Consider the following 16,175-nt stretch of genomic DNA (forward strand, 5'->3'; position numbering starts at 1 on the left):
CCGGACGTGGCACGGGATTGGCTCGTGTGCCGCGTGAGTCGTGCGTGCCGTCGGTGTTCATGAACCCCTGTCCCCTGACCAGCCAGGTCCGCTCTGTACACGCCTCAATCTAGTGCCCACGTAGGGGGAGTTCACCGTTCCGGCCGTACGGAGTGTTGATCGTGCGCCCCCGGCGTGCGCGGAGGGTCCGCCAGCTCCTATGTCCGTGGCGGACAACGACACGCCGCGGACACTCCCGAACGGCGCATGCCCGCCACCCGCCTCCGCCCCTAGCCTGCGAAGTGAAGGCAGATGTGAGCACGCGAGACACGTCGAGACACGTAGCGTCCGGAACCACCCCCAGGAGCCCCTCATGACCGCAATCCCGCAGGAGCGGCGCGTCGTCACCGCCATCCCCGGTCCCAAGTCGCTGGAGCTGCAGAACCGCCGTACAGCCACGGTCGCCGCCGGCGTGGGGTCCGTGATGCCCGTCTTCGCCGCCCGCGCGAGTGGCGGCGTCGTCGAGGACGTGGACGGCAACAGCTTCATCGACTTCGGGTCCGGCATCGCCGTGACGTCCGTCGGTTCCTCCGCGGAGGCCGTCGTACGCCGCGCCACCGCCCAGCTCGCCGACTTCACCCACACCTGTTTCATGGTCACGCCGTACGAGGGCTACGTGGAGGTCTGTGAGCAGCTCGCCGAGCTGACGCCGGGCGACCACGCCAAGAAGTCCGCGCTGTTCAACTCGGGCGCCGAGGCCGTCGAGAACGCCGTGAAGATCGCCCGCTCGTACACCAAGCGGCAGGCGGTCGTGGTCTTCGACCACGGTTATCACGGCCGTACGAACCTCACGATGGCGCTGACCTCGAAGAACATGCCGTACAAGAACGGCTTCGGTCCGTTCGCCCCGGAGATCTACCGCGTCCCCGTGGCGTACGGCTACCGCTGGCCGACCGGCCCGGAGAACGCGGGCGCCGAGGCCTCCGCACAGGCCATCGACGAGATCAGCAAGCAGGTCGGCGCGGAGAACGTCGCGGCGATCGTCATCGAGCCGCTGCTCGGCGAGGGCGGGTTCATCGAGCCGGCGAAGGGCTTCCTGCCCGCCATCGCGAAGTTCGCCAAGGACAACGGCATCGTGTTCGTGGCGGACGAGATCCAGTCCGGTTTCTGCCGGACGGGGCAGTGGTTCGCGTGCGAGGACGAGGGCATCGTGCCCGACCTGATCACCACGGCGAAGGGCATCGCGGGCGGCCTGCCGCTCGCCGCCGTCACGGGCCGCGCGGAGATCATGGACGCCCCGCACTCGGGCGGCCTCGGCGGTACGTACGGCGGAAACCCGGTGGCCTGCGCCGCGGCGCTCGGTGCCATCGAGACGATGCGCGAGCTGGACCTTGTTTCGAGGGCCCGGCGCATCGAGGAGATCATGAAGCCTCGTCTCAAGGAGATGGCGGAGAAGTTCGACGTCATCGGCGACGTACGGGGCCGTGGCGCGATGCTCGCGCTCGAACTGGTCAAGGACCGGGACACCAAGGAGCCGAACCCGGAGGCGACGGCCGCTCTCGCCAAGGCGTGCCACGTGGAGGGGCTGTTGGTCCTCACCACCGGCACGTACAGCAACGTCCTGCGTTTCCTGCCGCCGCTGGTGATCGGCGAGGACCTCCTTACGGAGGGCCTCGACATCCTGGAGCAGGCGCTCGCCGGACTCTGACCGCGCGGTCCGCCGGTCCCCGTGGCGGGGCCTGTGAAGAAGCTGTGCGGGGCCGATGGCGGGTTCACCTTCCCGCTGTCGGACCTCACGGCCCTGACGTACGGTTTCGGCAGATGAAAGAAACACCCCGCTCGCAGGAGACTGCGGGCGAACCCACGGCGGGGCGCCCCCAGCACCGTCCTGGACGCGTCTTCGGACGCGCTGGAGCATCCAGCTCCGGAATTCCTCACCGATCGGACGGCCGCCCGCCCCAAACCCCCCGGGGCGCGCGGCGACCCGGTCCCGGCGGCCGTCTCGGAACTACCCCCCCTGTTCCGGGGCGGCCGACATCCGTCTCCGGGCGCTTCGGCTCCGCCGGCCCCGTCGGACCCGTCACTCCGCTCTCTCCTCTCGGCGCGTTCGCTCTCTGCGCGGTTCTCTTCGCGCTCGTCACTTGGCAGGTCGTCGCCGGTGGCGCGCTCCGTGACGCCGACGAGCGCCTGGGACGTACGGCCTTCGGACATGGCCCCGCGAGGCTGACGGAGTTCCTGGCCGATCTCGGCGGCATGGCGGTCGCGCTGCCCGTCCTGGCCGTCGCGGTCGTGTACGCGGCGTGGCGGGGGCACCGGGCGCGGTCGGTGGCGGTCGTGCTGGCCATGGCCGCCGTTCCGGTGCTCGTGATGCCGCTCAAGCTGTGGATCGACCGCCCCGGGCCGCTCACGTCGGAGTCCGGCTACTACCCGTCCGGCCACACGGCGACGGCGATGATCGCCTACTGCGGCGCCGCGCTGCTGCTGCGGCCCCGTACGGGGCGCGCCGGGCGCGGATGGGTGATGCCCGTCGCCGTGGTGCTCAGTGCGGCGACGGGCATCGGACTGGTGCTACGGGGCTATCACTGGCCCCTGGACGTTCTCGGCGGCTGGCTGCTCTGCGGCATGCTGCTGGCCGTGTTGGTGGCGGCCCTGCGGTGCATCGACAACCGCGGGGCCGCCGGATCGGGAACGGACGCCTCGTAGCGTGAAGCGGGCCTGGTCGCCCCCGCTCAGCTTCCGAAGTACCCGTCGAAGTTGCGGGAGAACTCCCACTGGTTGAAGCGGTCCCAGTTGATCGACCAGGTCATCAGCCCGCGCAACGTGGGCCATGTGCCGTGCGTCTGGTACGACCCGCAGTTGGTCTTCTTCGTCAGACAGTCCAGGGCCTTGTTCACCTCCGACGGGGCGGTGTGGCCATTGCCCGCCTGCGACGACGCCGGGAGTCCGATCGCCACCTGGCCCGGGTTGAGCGCCGGGAAGACCTTGGTGGCGTCGCCGGCCACCGGGAAGCCGGTGAGCAGCATGTCGGTCATCGCGATGTGGAAATCGGCGCCGCCCATCGAGTGGTACTGGTTGTCGAGCCCCATGATCGGCCCCGAGTTGTAGTCCTGGACGTGCAGCAGGGTGAGGTCGTCGCGCAGGGCGTGGATGACGGGGAGGTACGCCCCGGCGCGCGGGTCCTGGCCGCCCCAGGGGCCGGAGCCGTAGAACTGGTAGCCGAGCTGCACGAAGAACGTCTCCGGCGCCATCGTGAGCACGAAGTCCGCCCCGTACTTGGCCTTGAGGGTCTTCACGGCGGAGATCAGGTTGACGATGACGGGGCTCGTGGGGTTACGGAAGTCGGTGTCGCCGGTGTTGAGGGAGAGCGAGTGCCCCTCAAAGTCGATGTCGAGGCCGTCGAGGCCGTACTCATCGATGATCTTGGATACGGAGCTCACGAAGGCGTCACGCGCGGCGGTCGAGGCGAGTTGGACCTGACCGTTCTGGCCGCCGATGGAGATCAGGACCTTCTTGCCCGCGGCCTGCTTGGCCTTGATGGCGGCCTTGAACTCGGCGGGAGATTCGACGTTCGGGCATTCGGCGACGGGGCACAGGGCGAAGCGGATGTCGCCCGAGGTGACCGATGTCGGCTCGCCGAAGGCGAGGTTGATGACGTCCCACGAGGCGGGCACGTCGGACATGCGGGTGTAGCCCGAGCCGTTGGCGAAGCTGGAGTGCAGGTAGCCGACCAGGGCGTGGGCGGGGAGGTCCGCCCCGTTGCCGCCCCCGCCGCCGGCCTGGGTGGTGGCGGTGACCGCGGAGGAGAGTGGGGAGCGGCCCGCGGCGTTGGTGGCCGAGACCTGGAAGCGGTAGGCGGTCGCGGGGCTCAGCCCGGTGATGGTGGTCGACGTGCCGGTGACATTCACGTCCGGGGCGCCGTCACGGTGCACCGTGTAGCCGGTGGCGCCCGTCGCGGGCGACCAGACGAGGCCGACCGATGACGCGGTGACGGTCGAGGATCTGAGCCCTGCCGGGGTGGCGGGCGGCTGCCCCGTCTCACCGCTTGGCCCGACGAGGCTGAGGTCGTCGACGTGGTAGGCGGGTGTTCCGTACCAGCCGTTGGTGTAGAGGGTCACGGACCTGGTGGCGGGGCCGGTGCGGAAGGAGGTGGTCAGTTTCTGCCAACTGGGCGCGGACGGGGTCCACGTTGAGACGTCGGTGGTGCCGGTGCCGGAGGCGCCGAGGTAGACGTAGCTTCCCTGGACCCAGGCGCTCAGCGTGTACGCCGAGTCGGGTCGGACCGTGACGGTCTGGGCGCACTTCGCGTTGTCGCTGCCCACCGGGGTGGCCTTCAGCGCCGCCGTGCCGCCGTGCACGGGGGTGCTGACGGTCACGCCGCTGCCGCCCGTACAACTCCAGCCGGCGAGCCCGGATTCGAAGCCGCCGTTGGTGGCGACGTCCTCGTCGGCCGCGCGCGCCGTCTCGGCGGACACGACGAGGCCGCCTGCGGTGAGTACGGCAGCCGCGAGAGCGGCCACGAGTCTGGAGTACCGAGAAGGTCGTCTGTTGCGTTCCACAACTGCCTCCGGGCATGGCGGAATTGAGTGACCGAGCCGGGCACAACATGGTCCAGACCAATCATGTTGTCAAGACCTCTGCCGCCCTACGGCTCCGAGCGCCCTCCACCGCTCCCGCCGTCCCCACCGCCGCCGACGACACCCCCGGCGATCCCGGCCGCCGCCTCGTGCATCGCCAGTTCCAGCAACGGCGGGTCGGTGAGCGTGCCCGTGCCGTCGGGCGGGACCAGCCAGCGGACGCCGCCGCCGGTGCGACCCGGATACGGGACGACGATCCAGGTGCCGCTGCCGGCCCCTCGCACCCCCGTCCCGAGCCAGCGGGCAACAGTGCCCGGCGGTACGAAGAATCCGAGGCGCGCGTCGCCGAAATCGGCCAGGACGGGGCCCGGCCGATCGACGAGCCGGTTCAGCACTTCGAGCGTCGGATACCCCAGCTCACCAGGGAGGATCAGAACGTCCCAGCGCTTCCCGGCGGGCAGGAGAGCGACCCCGTGCGGGTTCCGCTCCCACTCCCAACGACAGGCGTCGGGATCGGGCGCCACCGACGCCAGCCACTCCAGCGCGGCCCTCGCCCCCGGATAGGCCCTCGAGTCAGTCGTCATGCGGCCTCCGCTCCACGTTGCCGGACAGTGCGTCCACAGAGGGAGAGGGAGGTGGCGCCGGATCATTACGCGAGTTCGGGTCGACAGTCGGTGGTGATGTGGATCACATCACCACCGACTCGGGTTGCCGCCCCGGCCACGAACCGGGAAAGCGCCCTCCGTACGGAGTGCGAGGGAGGTCAGCTACGGAGCTCAGCTGTCGAAGCCCAGCCCCACCCGGTCCATGGCTCTCAGCCACAGATTGCGCCGCCCGGCGTTGGCGTCCGCGCGGGCCAGCGACCATTTGGTGAGCCCGATACCGGCCCAGGCGGCCGGCTCCGGCGGGAACGGCACAGGCTTCGTCCTGACCATCTCCAGCTCCGTGCGCTCCGTCCGCTCCCCCGCGAGCAGGTCGAGCATCACATCGGCGCCGAAGCGGGTCGCGCCGACGCCGAGGCCGGTGTACCCGGCGGCGTACGCGACCCGCCCACCGTGCGCCGTACCGAAGAAGGCGGAGAACCGCGAGCAGGTGTCGATGGCCCCGCCCCACGCGTGGCTGAACCTCAGGCCCTCCAGCTGGGGGAAGCACTCGAAGAAGTGCGAGGCGAGCTTGAGATAGGTCTCGGGACGGTGGTCGAGGGCGGCGTCGAGCCGCCCTCCGTACGGATAGACCGCGTCGTAGCCACCCCACAGGACGCGGTTGTCCGCGGTGATCCGGAAGTAGTGGAACTGGTTGGCGCCGTCGCTGAGCCCCTGCCGCTTCTTCCAGCCGATCGCACCGAGCTGGTCCTCCGTAAGAGGCTCGGTCGTCAGGGCGTAGTCGTAGACGGGCACCGTGTACGGCCGCACGCGCCGCACCAGCGAGGGGAAGACGTTGGTGCCGAGCGCGACGTGGCGGGCCAGGACGCGGCCGTAGGGCGTGCGGACGGCCATGCCGGGCCCGGAGCGGGCCAGTTCGAGACCGGGCGTGTTCTCGTAGATCCGTACGCCGAGGTCGAGACAGGCGCGCTTCAGCCCCCAGGCGAGCCTGGCCGGGTTCAGCATGGCGACGCCGCGCCGGTCCCAGAGGCCGCCCAGGAACGTCGGTGAGTCGACCTCCGCGCGGACCGCCTCGCCGTCGAGGAGGTCCAGACCGGTGAAACCGGCCTGGGTCGCCTCGTCTTGCAACTGACGGAGGTCGTCGAGTTGGTGCGGTTCGGTGGCCACGGAGATGTCGCCGGTGCGCTCGAAGTCGCAGTCGATGGCATAGCGCTCGACAGCCGACTCGATGCCGTCGAGATTGCCCCCGCCCAGGTCCTCGAGGACCCGCAGCTCGCCGGGCCAGCGGCTGAGACCGTTGGCGAGGCCGTGCGTGAGAGAGGCGGAGCAGAAGCCGCCGTTACGGCCGGAGGCCGCCCAGCCCACCTCTCGGCCCTCGATCAGGACGATGTCGCGGTGCGGGTCGCGCTCCTTGGCGAGGAGCGCGGTCCACAGGCCGCTGTAGCCGCCACCGACGACGAGCAGGTCGCAGCGTTCGTCGCCCGCGAGGGCGGGCACCGCGCCCGGCCTGCCGGGGTCGTCGAGCCAGTAGGCGACGGGCTGCGCGTCGGCGAGTGAGGCGGCTGCTGTACGCATGGCTCCAGGGGCCATGTCTTCCAACTCCTTCAGGTACTGCTCAGGGTGTTGCGGCCTTCTTGCGCCGGTCGCTGACCAACTGGCCGCCGATCACCATCAGTACCGCAATGGCGAACATCGCCGTCCCGATGACGTTGATCTGCACCGGTGTGCCGCGCTGTGCCGAGCCCCAGACGAACATGGGGAAGGTGACGGACGAGCCGGCGTTGAAGTTGGTGATGATGAAGTCGTCGAAGGAGAGGGCGAAGGCGAGCAGCGCCCCCGCCGCGATACCAGGTGCGGCGATCGGCAGGGTGACCCGTACGAAGGTCTGCACCGGCCCCGCGTACAGATCGCGCGCCGCCTCCTCCAGCTTCGGATCCATGGACATGACGCGCGCCTTGACGGCCGTCACCACGAAGCTGAGGCAGAACATGATGTGCGCGATGAGGACGGTCCAGAAGCCCAACTCCGCCCCCATGTTCAGGAACAGGGTGAGCAGCGAGGCGGCCATCACGACCTCGGGCATGGCCATCGGCAGGAAGATCAGCGAGTTGATCGCACCCCGTGCCCGGAAGCGGTAGCGGACCAGGGCGAAGGCGATCATGGTGCCGAGGACGGTCGCCCCGATCGTCGCCCAGACGGCGATCTGGAACGAGAGCGTCAGCGACCCGCAAAGGTCCGCGACGCCGCACGGGTCCTTCCAGGCGTCCAGCGAGAACGTCTGCCAGGTGTAGTTGAAGCGCCCCTTCGGCTTGTTGAAGGAGAACACCATCACGACGAGGTTCGGCAGGATCATGTACGCGAGCGTGAGCAGGCCCGCGATGACGACCACATTGCGTCGGATCCAGCGCATCAGACCAGGTCCTCCGTCCCTGAACGGCGGATGTAGACGGTGACCACGACCAGCACGACCGCCATGAGGATGAACGAGAGTGCCGCCGCCGTCGGATAGTCGAGCACGCGCAGGAACTGGCTCTGGATCACGCTGCCGACCATCTTGGTGTCGGTGGAGCCGAGCAGTTCCGCGTTGACGTAGTCGCCGCTCGCCGGGATGAAGGTCAGCAGCGTGCCGGAGACGATGCCCGGCATGGACAGCGGGACGGTGACCTTGCGGAAAGTCGTCGCCGGCCTCGCGTAGAGGTCCCCGGCCGCCTCGTGCAGCCGGCCGTCGATGCGCTCCAGCGAGGTGTAGAGCGGCAGGATCATGAACGGCAGGAAGTTGTACGTCAGGCCGCAGACGACGGCCATGGGCGTCGCCAGGACGCGGTCGTCGGCCGTCCAGCCGAGCCAGCTGGTCACGTCCAGCACCCGAAGGGCGTCCAACGCGCCGACCACGGTGCCGTCGTCCGCGAGGATCGTCTTCCAGGCGAGCGTGCGGATCAGGAAGCTGGTGAAGAACGGGGCGATGACCAGGACCAGCAGGAGGTTGCGCCAGCGGCCGGCCTTGAAGGCGATGAGGTACGCCAGCGGGTAGCCGAGCAGCAGACACAGGACGGTGGCGGTTCCCGCGTAGAGCAGCGAGCGCACGAACTGCGGGTAGTAGTCCTGGAACGCATCCCAGTAGGTCTGGAAGTGCCAGGTGACCTTGAAGCCCTCCTCCAGCGAGCCTGTCTGTACGGAGGTCGACGCCTGGTAGACCATCGGCAGCGCGAAGAAGACCAGCAGCCACAGGATGCCGGGCAGCAGCAGCCAGTAGGGAACGAGGCGTCTACGGCGCGGAACCTTGCGCACCGACGCTTCGGTGACCGGTGGTGTGGGTGGCGCCGGTGGTGCTTCCGTGGCGGTCACGCTCCCTCCTCGTCCACCGTCTTGACGCCGGCGTCGATGTCCTGGGCGGCGTCGAGTCCGAAGGTGTGCGCGGGGTTCCAGTGCAGGACCACCTCGGCCCCGGGAACGAGCCTGCCGTCGCGCTCGATGTTCTGCGCGTACACCTCCAACTCAGCGCATACGGGGCTGTCGATGACGTACTGGGTCGAGACTCCGATGAAGCTGGAGTCGACGATGCGCCCGGTGATCCGGTTACGGCCGGCGGGGATGGAACCCTCGTCGTCCGCGTGCGCGAGGGAGATCTTCTCGGGGCGTACGCCGACGAGCAGCCGGCCGCCGTCCAGGACCTGCGTCGTACAGCGGGCCGCGGGCAGCCTCAGCTTCACGCCCGCCGACGTCACCACCACCTCGTCGCCGGTCTTCTCCGCGACGTCGGCCTCGATGAGGTTGGAGGTGCCGAGGAAGTTGGCGACGAAGGTGGTCTGCGGATTCTCGTACAGCTCCGCCGGCGCGCCCAGCTGCTCGACCCGCCCCGCGTTCATCACGGCGACCGTGTCGGCCATCGTCATGGCCTCCTCCTGGTCGTGCGTGACATGGACGAAGGTGATGCCGACCTCCGTCTGGATGCGCTTGAGCTCCAGCTGCATCTGGCGGCGCAGCTTGAGGTCGAGCGCGCCGAGGGGCTCGTCGAGCAGCAGCACCTTCGGATGGTTGATGAGCGCACGGGCCACGGCGACGCGCTGCTGCTGGCCGCCGGAGAGCTGGTGCGGCTTGCGCTTCGCGAAGTCGCCGAGCTGGACGAGGTCGAGCATGTCGCCGACCTGCTTCTTCACCGACTTGATGCCGCGACGGCGCAGGCCGAAGGCGACGTTCTCGTAGATGTCGAGGTGCGGGAAGAGCGCGTAACTCTGAAAGACGGTGTTGACGGGGCGCTTGTGCGGCGGCAGCCCGGTGACGTCCTTCTCACCGAGGAAGACCGATCCGGAGGTCGGGTCCTCCAGGCCGGCGATCATCCGCAGCGTGGTGGTCTTGCCGCAGCCCGAGGCGCCGAGGAGGGCGAAGAAGGAGCCCTCGGGGACGGTGAGGTCGAGGGGTTTGACGGCGTGGAAGGAGCCGTACGACTTGCTTATCCCGGTGAGGCGGACGTCGTCGCCGCCCCGGTCGGTGGATGCGGTCTCAGTCATGGATAACGATCCCGGGGGCTTGGGAGGGGAGGAACGGAGCGGACGGGGCCTCTGGACCCCTGCGGCCGGCGGGCGTACGACCGGCGGCCGTACGAGCCGGTACATGCGAACCGACAGCCATGCGACCGACAGCCGTGCGAGCCGACGGCCCGGTGGGGCCCGGCGGCCTAGGCGCCGATGAGCTTGGCGAACTTCTCTTCGTACGCCGTCTCCTCCTCGCCGCTCAGCGAGCGGAAGGCATGGGACCGCGAGGCCATCGCCGCGTCCGGGAGGATCAGCGGGTTGGACGCCATCGTCTCGTCGATCTTCGCGAGCTCCGTACGGACGCCTTCGACGGGACAGACGTAGTTGATGTACGCCGCGAGCTGCGCGGCGACCGGAAGCTCGTAGTAGTGGTCGATGAGCTTCTCGGCGTTGGTCTTGTGCCGCGCCTTCGCCGGGACCAGCAGATTGTCGCTGGAGATCATGTAGCCGGCCTCCGGGATGGCGAACTGGATGTCCGGGTTGTCCGCCTGGAGCTGCACGATGTCGCCGGCCCAGGCGATGCACGCCGCGATGTCGCCCTTGCTGAGGTCCGCCGTGTAGTCGTTGCCGGTGAAGCGGCGAATCTGCTTCTTGTCGACGGCCTTCTGTATACGGGCGACGGCGCCGTCGAAGTCGTCGTCGGAGAACGACGCCGGGTCCTTGCCCATGTCGAGCAGGGTCAGGCCGATGGAGTCGCGCATCTCGGACAGGAACGACACCCGCCCCTTGAGGTCCGGATCGTCGAGCAGCTGCGAGACGGACTCGACCTTGCGGCCCCCCGTCGCCTTCGTGTTGTAGGCGATGACGGACGGGATACCGGTCCACGGATATGTGTAGGCGCGCCCCGGATCCCAGTCCGGCGAGCGGAACTGCTGGGACAGATTCGCGAACGCGTGGGGCAAGTTGGCGGGATCGAGCTTCTGCGCCCAGCCGAGCCGGATGATGCGGGCGGCGAGCCAGTCGGTGACGCAGATGAGGTCGCGCCCCGTGTCCTGGCCGGCCGCGAGCTGCGGCTGGATCTTGCCGAAGAACTCGACGTTGTCGTTGATGTCCGCCGTGTACTTCACCTGAATCCCGGTGCGCTTAGAGAACGCCTCCAGGGTGGGGTAGCTCTTCTCGTTCTCGCTGACATCCATGTACTCGGTCCAGTTGGAGAAGACGACACGCTTCTCCTTCGCCGAGTGATCGGTGGACGCGGGGCCCCCGCTCTCCCCCTTCGCGGGCGGAATCCCGCAGGCGCCGAGGCCTGCCACGCCGCCGATTGTGAGCGCCCCGGCGCCGGTGGCGCGCAGCAGCGAACGGCGGCTGAGCGCGCCTCGTCCGTTACTGAGGCTGCGACGCGTCGCGGCTATCTGGGCCGCGGAGAGACGGTCGGGCTCGTACAGCTCCATGGGCGGTGCCCTTTCGGGTGAGGAGAGGGTGGAGAGAGTTAGAGACGGTCCCCGAAAATTGTGCGGTGCCAGTCCTTCCTGGCGACCGCGGTGTTGTCGTACATCACATGTTTGACCTGGGTGTACTCCTCGAACGAGTACGCCGACATGTCTTTTCCGTAACCACTGGACTTGTAGCCGCCGTGCGGCATCTCGCTGATGATCGGGATGTGGTCGTTCACCCACACACAGCCGGCCTTGATCTCGCGGGTCGCGCGCCCCGTGCGGTACACGTCGCGGCTCCAGACGGACGCCGCGAGGCCGTACGGGGTGTCGTTGGCGAGGCGGACGCCCTCGTCGTCGGAGTCGAAGGGCAGCACGACCAGGACGGGGCCGAAGATCTCCGACTGGACGATCTCGCTGTCCTGGGCGGCGTCCACGACGAGCGTGGGGCGGTAGTAGGCGCCGTCGGCGAGCCCGGCACCGTCCGGCGCGGTGCCGCCGGTGACGACGCGGGCGTATCCGCGTGCCCGGTCGACGATGCCGGCGACCCGGTCGCGGTGGGCGTGCGAGATCAGCGGCCCCATGTCCGTCGACGGGGCGAACGGGTCGCCGAGGCGGACCGTCTCCATCAGCGCCGCGACGGCGCTCACGAAGGCGTCGTAGAGCGGACGCTGTACGTAGGCGCGGGTGGCGGCCGTGCAGTCCTGCCCCGTGTTGATGAGCGAGCCCGCGACGGCGCCCTGTACGGCGGCGTCCAGGTCCGCGTCGTCGAAGACCAGGAACGGGGCCTTGCCGCCGAGTTCCAGATGCAGCCGCTTGACGGTGGCCGTGGCGATCTCGGCGACGCGCTTGCCGACGGCGGTGGAGCCGGTGAAGGAGGTCATGACGACATCGGGGTGGCCGACGAGGCGCTCGCCCGCTTCGGCGCCCGCGCCGTTGACGATGTTGATCACGCCGTCGGGAATGCCCGCCTCCTGTGCCGCCTGGGCGAACATCAGTGAGGTGAAGGGCGTCAGCTCGGACGGCTTCAGCACGATCGTGTTGCCCGCGGCGACCGCCGGGAGGATTTTCCAGGCGGCCATCTGGAGCGGGTAGTTCCAGGGGGCGATGGAGCCGACCACGCCGATCGGTTCGCGTCGTAGGTAGGAGGTGTGGTCGCCGCTGTACTCCCCCGCCGACGCGCCCTCCAGATGACGGGCGGCGCCGGCGAAGAAGGCGGCGTTGTCGATGGTCCCCGGAACGTCGAACTCCGTGGACAGCTTGATCGGCTTTCCGCACTGGAGCGACTCGGCCTCCGCGAATTCCGTGGCCCGCTCGGCGAGTACGGCGGCGAAACGGCGCAGTGCGTCGGAACGCTCCCCCGGAGTAGCGCCCGCCCAGCCCGGATAGGCGGCGAGCGCGGCGGCCACTGCCGCGTCGACGTCGGCCGCCCCCGCCATCTCGTACGTGAGCAGTTCGTCGCCCGTAGCCGGGTCGACCACGGCGTGCGTACGGCCAGATGTGCCGGGACGCAGCCGCCCGTCGATGAACTGCGCACCGTCCGCGAACCGGTCCCGCGCGGGGAAGCGGTTGCCCATGGCGCCCTCCGTGTTTCCGGCTGTCGCCGCAGTTGATCCGAAGCCGTCTGTGTCGTTCTGGCTTGAATTGAGTGCCGATACTGACAGAGCAATGGGCGTCCAACAAGTGATTCCGTTGTTGCCTTTTGGTTACGCGACGGAATCGGTTGACCATGTGTCGCACGATCACCTTCATCGGCATACGGACTGTCAGTGGCGGCTGGCAGACTCACGTGCATGGGGATGATCACGGTTGCCGAGCTGATCGACCGTACGAGTCGCGGCGTGAAGGTCAAGTATCTGCACTTCTGGGGACACACCCCGCGACAGGACGGGGTCATCGGCGCGAGTTGTCTCAGCCAGTGGTGGCAGTCACCGTTCACGGTCGACGGAGTCGACTACGCGACGGCGGAGCACTGGATGATGGCCGCCAAGGCCCGACTCTTCGACGACGCGGAGGCCGAGCGGAAGGCTCTGAGCGCGCCAGGTCCGGCGTTGGCCAAGAAGGCCGGGCGGCTGGTGCGGGGGTTCGACGAGACCGTATGGGAGCGCGAACGGTCCGGCATCGTCGTGGAAGGCAGCGTCCACAAGTTCCGGCAGGACGACGGGCTGCGCGACTACCTGCTGGGCACCGGTGACCGGGTGCTCGTCGAGGCCAGCCCGATGGACCGGATATGGGGAATCGGACTGGCCGCGGACGACGAGCGGGCACGGGATCCCGCGCGCTGGCGCGGGCTCAATCTGCTGGGCTTCGCGCTCATGGAGGCGCGTGAACGGCTCCGTGCGGGGGCGGTGACGCCCTGACGGCGCACCGCCCGCCGGTTCAGTGGTTGGCGTCCACAAGAAGCACGGCGGAGTAGTCGTCGGTGCCACTGTCGTAGTCGTAGTCGTTGTTGTCGTCGTTGATCGCGTCGGTGATGCCCCAGACGAGCAGACCGATGGCGACCGCGCCGATGACGATCCCGATGGTGCCCATGATGATCCCGGAGAGGGCCTGACCGCTGTTGGTGGCCTCACCCCGTTCGGCGCGCTTCCGTCCGACGACGCCGAAGATCACGGCGAGGACGCCCAGGACGATGCCGACGCCGTACAGGCAGAACAGACAGATCGAGAGAATGCCGAGCGTCATCGCGGCGACGCCCATGCCGTTCGCCGGGCCGGGCTGCCAGCCGGCCTGGCCGTATCCCGAGTAGCCGGGGTATCCCGGGTATCCGGGATAGGACGCGCCGGGGTACTGGGAGCCGGTGGGCGCGCCGGGGTAGCCGTACGGACCGGAAGTCGTCGGGGCCGGTCCCCCGGGGGCTATCGGCCGTGGCGGTACGGCTCCGGAGGCCGGCCCGGCACCGGCGATGGCGCCCGACTCCGGCCCCATACCGGGCATGGACGTGACGGTCGGCTGGCTGTGAACGGGCGGGACCGGCGGCTGGTGCTGGACGGGCCCCGGCGCCTGCGCCGGCTTGTCCAGGGGCACGCCGCGCTCCGGCGGCGCCCAAGGGTCGTTCGGCTCGTGGGCGCCCGGTGGCCGCGCGCTGCTGTCTGACATGGTCCTCCCCCATTGTTATCCCGTCATGCTAAGGCCTCTGCCGAGCGCGCCCTCCGCCCCGCCTACGATGATCCCTGTCCGGTAAAGCCCTGGGCAGGGGGACGTCCTGCCCGGCGGACGGCGACACCCTTTCCGCCGCCGCTCAGCACGCGGAGGACCCGATGACCGACCTTGATCCCTTCATCGCAGGGCTGCCCAAGGCCGAGCTGCATGTCCATCACGTCGGGTCGGCGTCGCCCCGTATCGTGTCCGAACTGGCGGCCAGGCACCCTGGCTCGAAGGTGCCGACGGACCCCGAGGCGCTGGCCGACTACTTCGTCTTCACCGATTTCGCGCACTTCATCGACGTCTACCTCTCCGTCGTGGATCTGCTGCGCACGCCTGAGGACGTCCGGCTGCTGACGTTCGAGATCGCACGCGACATGGCCCGGCAGAACATCCGCTATGCCGAGCTGACGCTCACCCCCTTCAGCTCGACCCGGCGAGGCATCCCCGAAGTGGCCTTCATGGAGGCGATCGAGGACGCCCGCAAGTCGGCCGAGGCCGAGTTCGGGGTCGTACTGCGGTGGTGTTTCGACATTCCCGGCGAGGCCGGCCTGGAGGCCGCGGACGAGACACTGCGGCTCGCCGTCGACCTCCGTCCCGAGGGGCTGGTCTCCTTCGGTCTCGGTGGCCCGGAGATCGGCGTACCGCGGCCGCAGTTCAAGCCCCACTTCGACCGGGCCATCGCGGAAGGGCTGCACTCCGTGCCGCACGCCGGCGAGACGACGGGGCCCGGCACGGTGTGGGACGCGCTGAAGCACCTGCGCGCCGAACGGATCGGACACGGCATCAGCTCCGCCCAGGACGCGGAGTTGATGGCGTATCTGGCCGAGAACCGCATCCCCCTGGAGGTCTGCCCCACCTCCAACATCGCCACGCGAGCGGTCACCGACATCGAGCTGCACCCGATCAGGACGCTCGTGTCCGCGGGCGTGCTCGTGACGGTCAACAGCGACGACCCGCCCATGTTCGGCACCGACCTCAACAACGAGTACGCGGTCGCGGCGCGGCTTCTGGAGTTGGACGAGCGGGGGGTGGCGGGGCTCGCGAAGGGCGCCGTCGAGGCGGCGTTCCTCGACCGGGCGGGCAAGGACCGGCTGAACGCCGAGATCGAGACGTACACGGCGCAGTGGCTCGCCAAGTGAGGGCCGCGCGGGGCGCCGTCGGTGGTGCGGACGCCGGTGCGGGCGGCGGCGCCCGTGGCAGCGATGGTGCCGGCAGGGGGGCGGGGCGACCTGGCGACGCGCTGCTGCGTGCCGTCGTGGCCGTCGGGCACCGAGGCGATCCGTACCGCGTTCGTGAGAACACCCTCCCCTCGGTGCGCTCCGCCTTGGAACGGGGCGCCGACGCCGTGGAGATCGACGTACGTGTCACGCGCGACGGGGTGCCCGTCCTGCTTCACGACTCGTCGTTGGAACGGCTCTGGGGACATGACCGGCCGATCGTGGAGGTCACCCACGAGGAGCTGAGCGCCTTGACACGGGGCGGTGTGCCGACGCTCCAGGAGGTGCTGCTGGCGCCGGGGCCGGTGGCGGACGCGCGCCTCATGGTCGATCTGCCGGGCGCCACGTCGGAGTCGGTGCGCGCGGTGGTCGGGACGGTGCGCGAATGCGGCGCGGCGGAGCGGGTGTACTACTGCGCGGGCGCCGAGGCGATGCTCGCCGTCCGCGCCGCGGACCCGGGCGCCGAAATCGCCATGACGTGGCAGTCGTTGGCCCCGCCGCGCCCCACACTGCTGGAAGCGGTACGGCCCCGCTGGCTCAACTACCGCTTCGGTCTGGTGAGTCGGGAGCTGACGGAGCGCGTCCACCGCGACGGGCTGCTGGTCTCCGCCTGGACGGCCGACACCGGACGGAGCATGCGACGCCTGGTCGGTTCGGGGGTCGACTCGATCACCACCAACCGCATCGACACGCTCGCGAATCTGCTCCGCGCCGGCCGGCGGGGCAGCCCGAAGGCGTAGGGCTGTCTCTT

General features: G+C 69.4%; 14 protein-coding genes. 5 read left to right on the forward strand and 9 right to left on the reverse strand.

The features are described 5' to 3' along the window. Positions 1–352 precede the first annotated feature (352 nt). Positions 353–1,687 carry a 4-aminobutyrate--2-oxoglutarate transaminase gene (gabT, locus tag P3L51_RS29125; RefSeq protein WP_354608306.1) on the forward strand — a complete coding sequence of 445 codons (1,335 nt, stop codon included), beginning with the start codon at positions 353–355 and terminating at the stop codon, positions 1,685–1,687. Between the two features lie 545 nt (positions 1,688–2,232). Next, positions 2,233–2,682, forward strand: a complete 450-nt coding sequence (locus tag P3L51_RS29130; RefSeq protein ID WP_354608307.1) for a phosphatase PAP2 family protein — start codon at positions 2,233–2,235, stop codon at positions 2,680–2,682. Between the two features lie 26 nt (positions 2,683–2,708). Here the strand turns inward: P3L51_RS29130 and P3L51_RS29135 are convergent, their stop codons facing one another. From P3L51_RS29135 to P3L51_RS29170, 8 genes are all read right to left on the reverse strand, one after another. Beyond that, complete coding sequence (locus P3L51_RS29135) at positions 2,709–4,535, reverse strand: chitinase (RefSeq protein WP_354608308.1); 1,827 nt, start codon at positions 4,533–4,535, stop codon at positions 2,709–2,711. Positions 4,536–4,621: 86 nt separating this feature from the next. After that, positions 4,622–5,137 (reverse strand): bifunctional DNA primase/polymerase, encoded by a 516-nt coding sequence (locus P3L51_RS29140; RefSeq protein WP_354608309.1) that lies wholly within the window; start codon positions 5,135–5,137, stop codon positions 4,622–4,624. A 192-nt stretch (positions 5,138–5,329) separates the two neighbouring features. Then, positions 5,330–6,745: an NAD(P)/FAD-dependent oxidoreductase gene (locus P3L51_RS29145; RefSeq protein WP_354608310.1), complete on the reverse strand. Its 1,416-nt coding sequence runs from the start codon at positions 6,743–6,745 to the stop codon at positions 5,330–5,332. 25 nt (positions 6,746–6,770) lie between these two features. Continuing rightward, on the reverse strand, positions 6,771–7,565 hold the full coding sequence (locus tag P3L51_RS29150) for an ABC transporter permease (RefSeq protein ID WP_354608311.1): 795 nt from the start codon (positions 7,563–7,565) through the stop codon (positions 6,771–6,773). Then, positions 7,565–8,500: an ABC transporter permease gene (locus P3L51_RS29155; protein ID WP_354608312.1), complete on the reverse strand. Its 936-nt coding sequence runs from the start codon at positions 8,498–8,500 to the stop codon at positions 7,565–7,567. Before P3L51_RS29155 ends, P3L51_RS29150 begins: the two co-directional genes overlap by 1 nt. Next, entirely contained in the window at positions 8,497–9,663 is a 1,167-nt protein-coding gene (locus P3L51_RS29160) for an ABC transporter ATP-binding protein (RefSeq protein WP_354608313.1), read from the reverse strand. The genes P3L51_RS29155 and P3L51_RS29160 overlap by 4 nt, the downstream gene beginning before the upstream one ends. A gap of 167 nt (positions 9,664–9,830) precedes the next feature. Next, the gene (locus tag P3L51_RS29165; protein WP_354608314.1) at positions 9,831–11,078 is read right to left on the reverse strand and encodes an ABC transporter substrate-binding protein; all 1,248 of its coding nucleotides are present in this window, start codon (positions 11,076–11,078) and stop codon (positions 9,831–9,833) included. Positions 11,079–11,116: 38 nt separating this feature from the next. Further along, a complete protein-coding gene (locus P3L51_RS29170) occupies positions 11,117–12,637 on the reverse strand; it encodes a gamma-aminobutyraldehyde dehydrogenase (RefSeq protein ID WP_354608315.1) in 1,521 nt (506 codons plus the stop codon). Between the two features lie 222 nt (positions 12,638–12,859). Between P3L51_RS29170 and ybiA the strand changes: the two genes are divergently transcribed. Beyond that, a complete protein-coding gene (ybiA, locus tag P3L51_RS29175) occupies positions 12,860–13,420 on the forward strand; it encodes a riboflavin biosynthesis intermediates N-glycosidase (RefSeq protein ID WP_354608318.1) in 561 nt (186 codons plus the stop codon). Positions 13,421–13,439: 19 nt separating this feature from the next. On the opposite strand, the gene P3L51_RS29180 is transcribed toward ybiA, so the two are convergent. Beyond that, on the reverse strand, positions 13,440–14,159 hold the full coding sequence (locus tag P3L51_RS29180; protein ID WP_354608316.1) for a DUF4190 domain-containing protein: 720 nt from the start codon (positions 14,157–14,159) through the stop codon (positions 13,440–13,442). Positions 14,160–14,320: 161 nt separating this feature from the next. On the opposite strand from P3L51_RS29180, the gene P3L51_RS29185 reads away from it, so the two are divergent. Continuing rightward, a complete protein-coding gene (locus P3L51_RS29185; protein ID WP_354608317.1) occupies positions 14,321–15,346 on the forward strand; it encodes an adenosine deaminase in 1,026 nt (341 codons plus the stop codon). A gap of 104 nt (positions 15,347–15,450) precedes the next feature. Further along, on the forward strand, positions 15,451–16,164 hold the full coding sequence (locus tag P3L51_RS29190; protein WP_354608319.1) for a glycerophosphodiester phosphodiesterase: 714 nt from the start codon (positions 15,451–15,453) through the stop codon (positions 16,162–16,164). Positions 16,165–16,175: the final 11 nt, after the last annotated feature.

Origin of the sequence: Streptomyces panacea (assembly GCF_040560175.1) — a bacterium.
GTDB lineage: Bacteria > Actinomycetota > Actinomycetes > Streptomycetales > Streptomycetaceae > Streptomyces > Streptomyces panacea.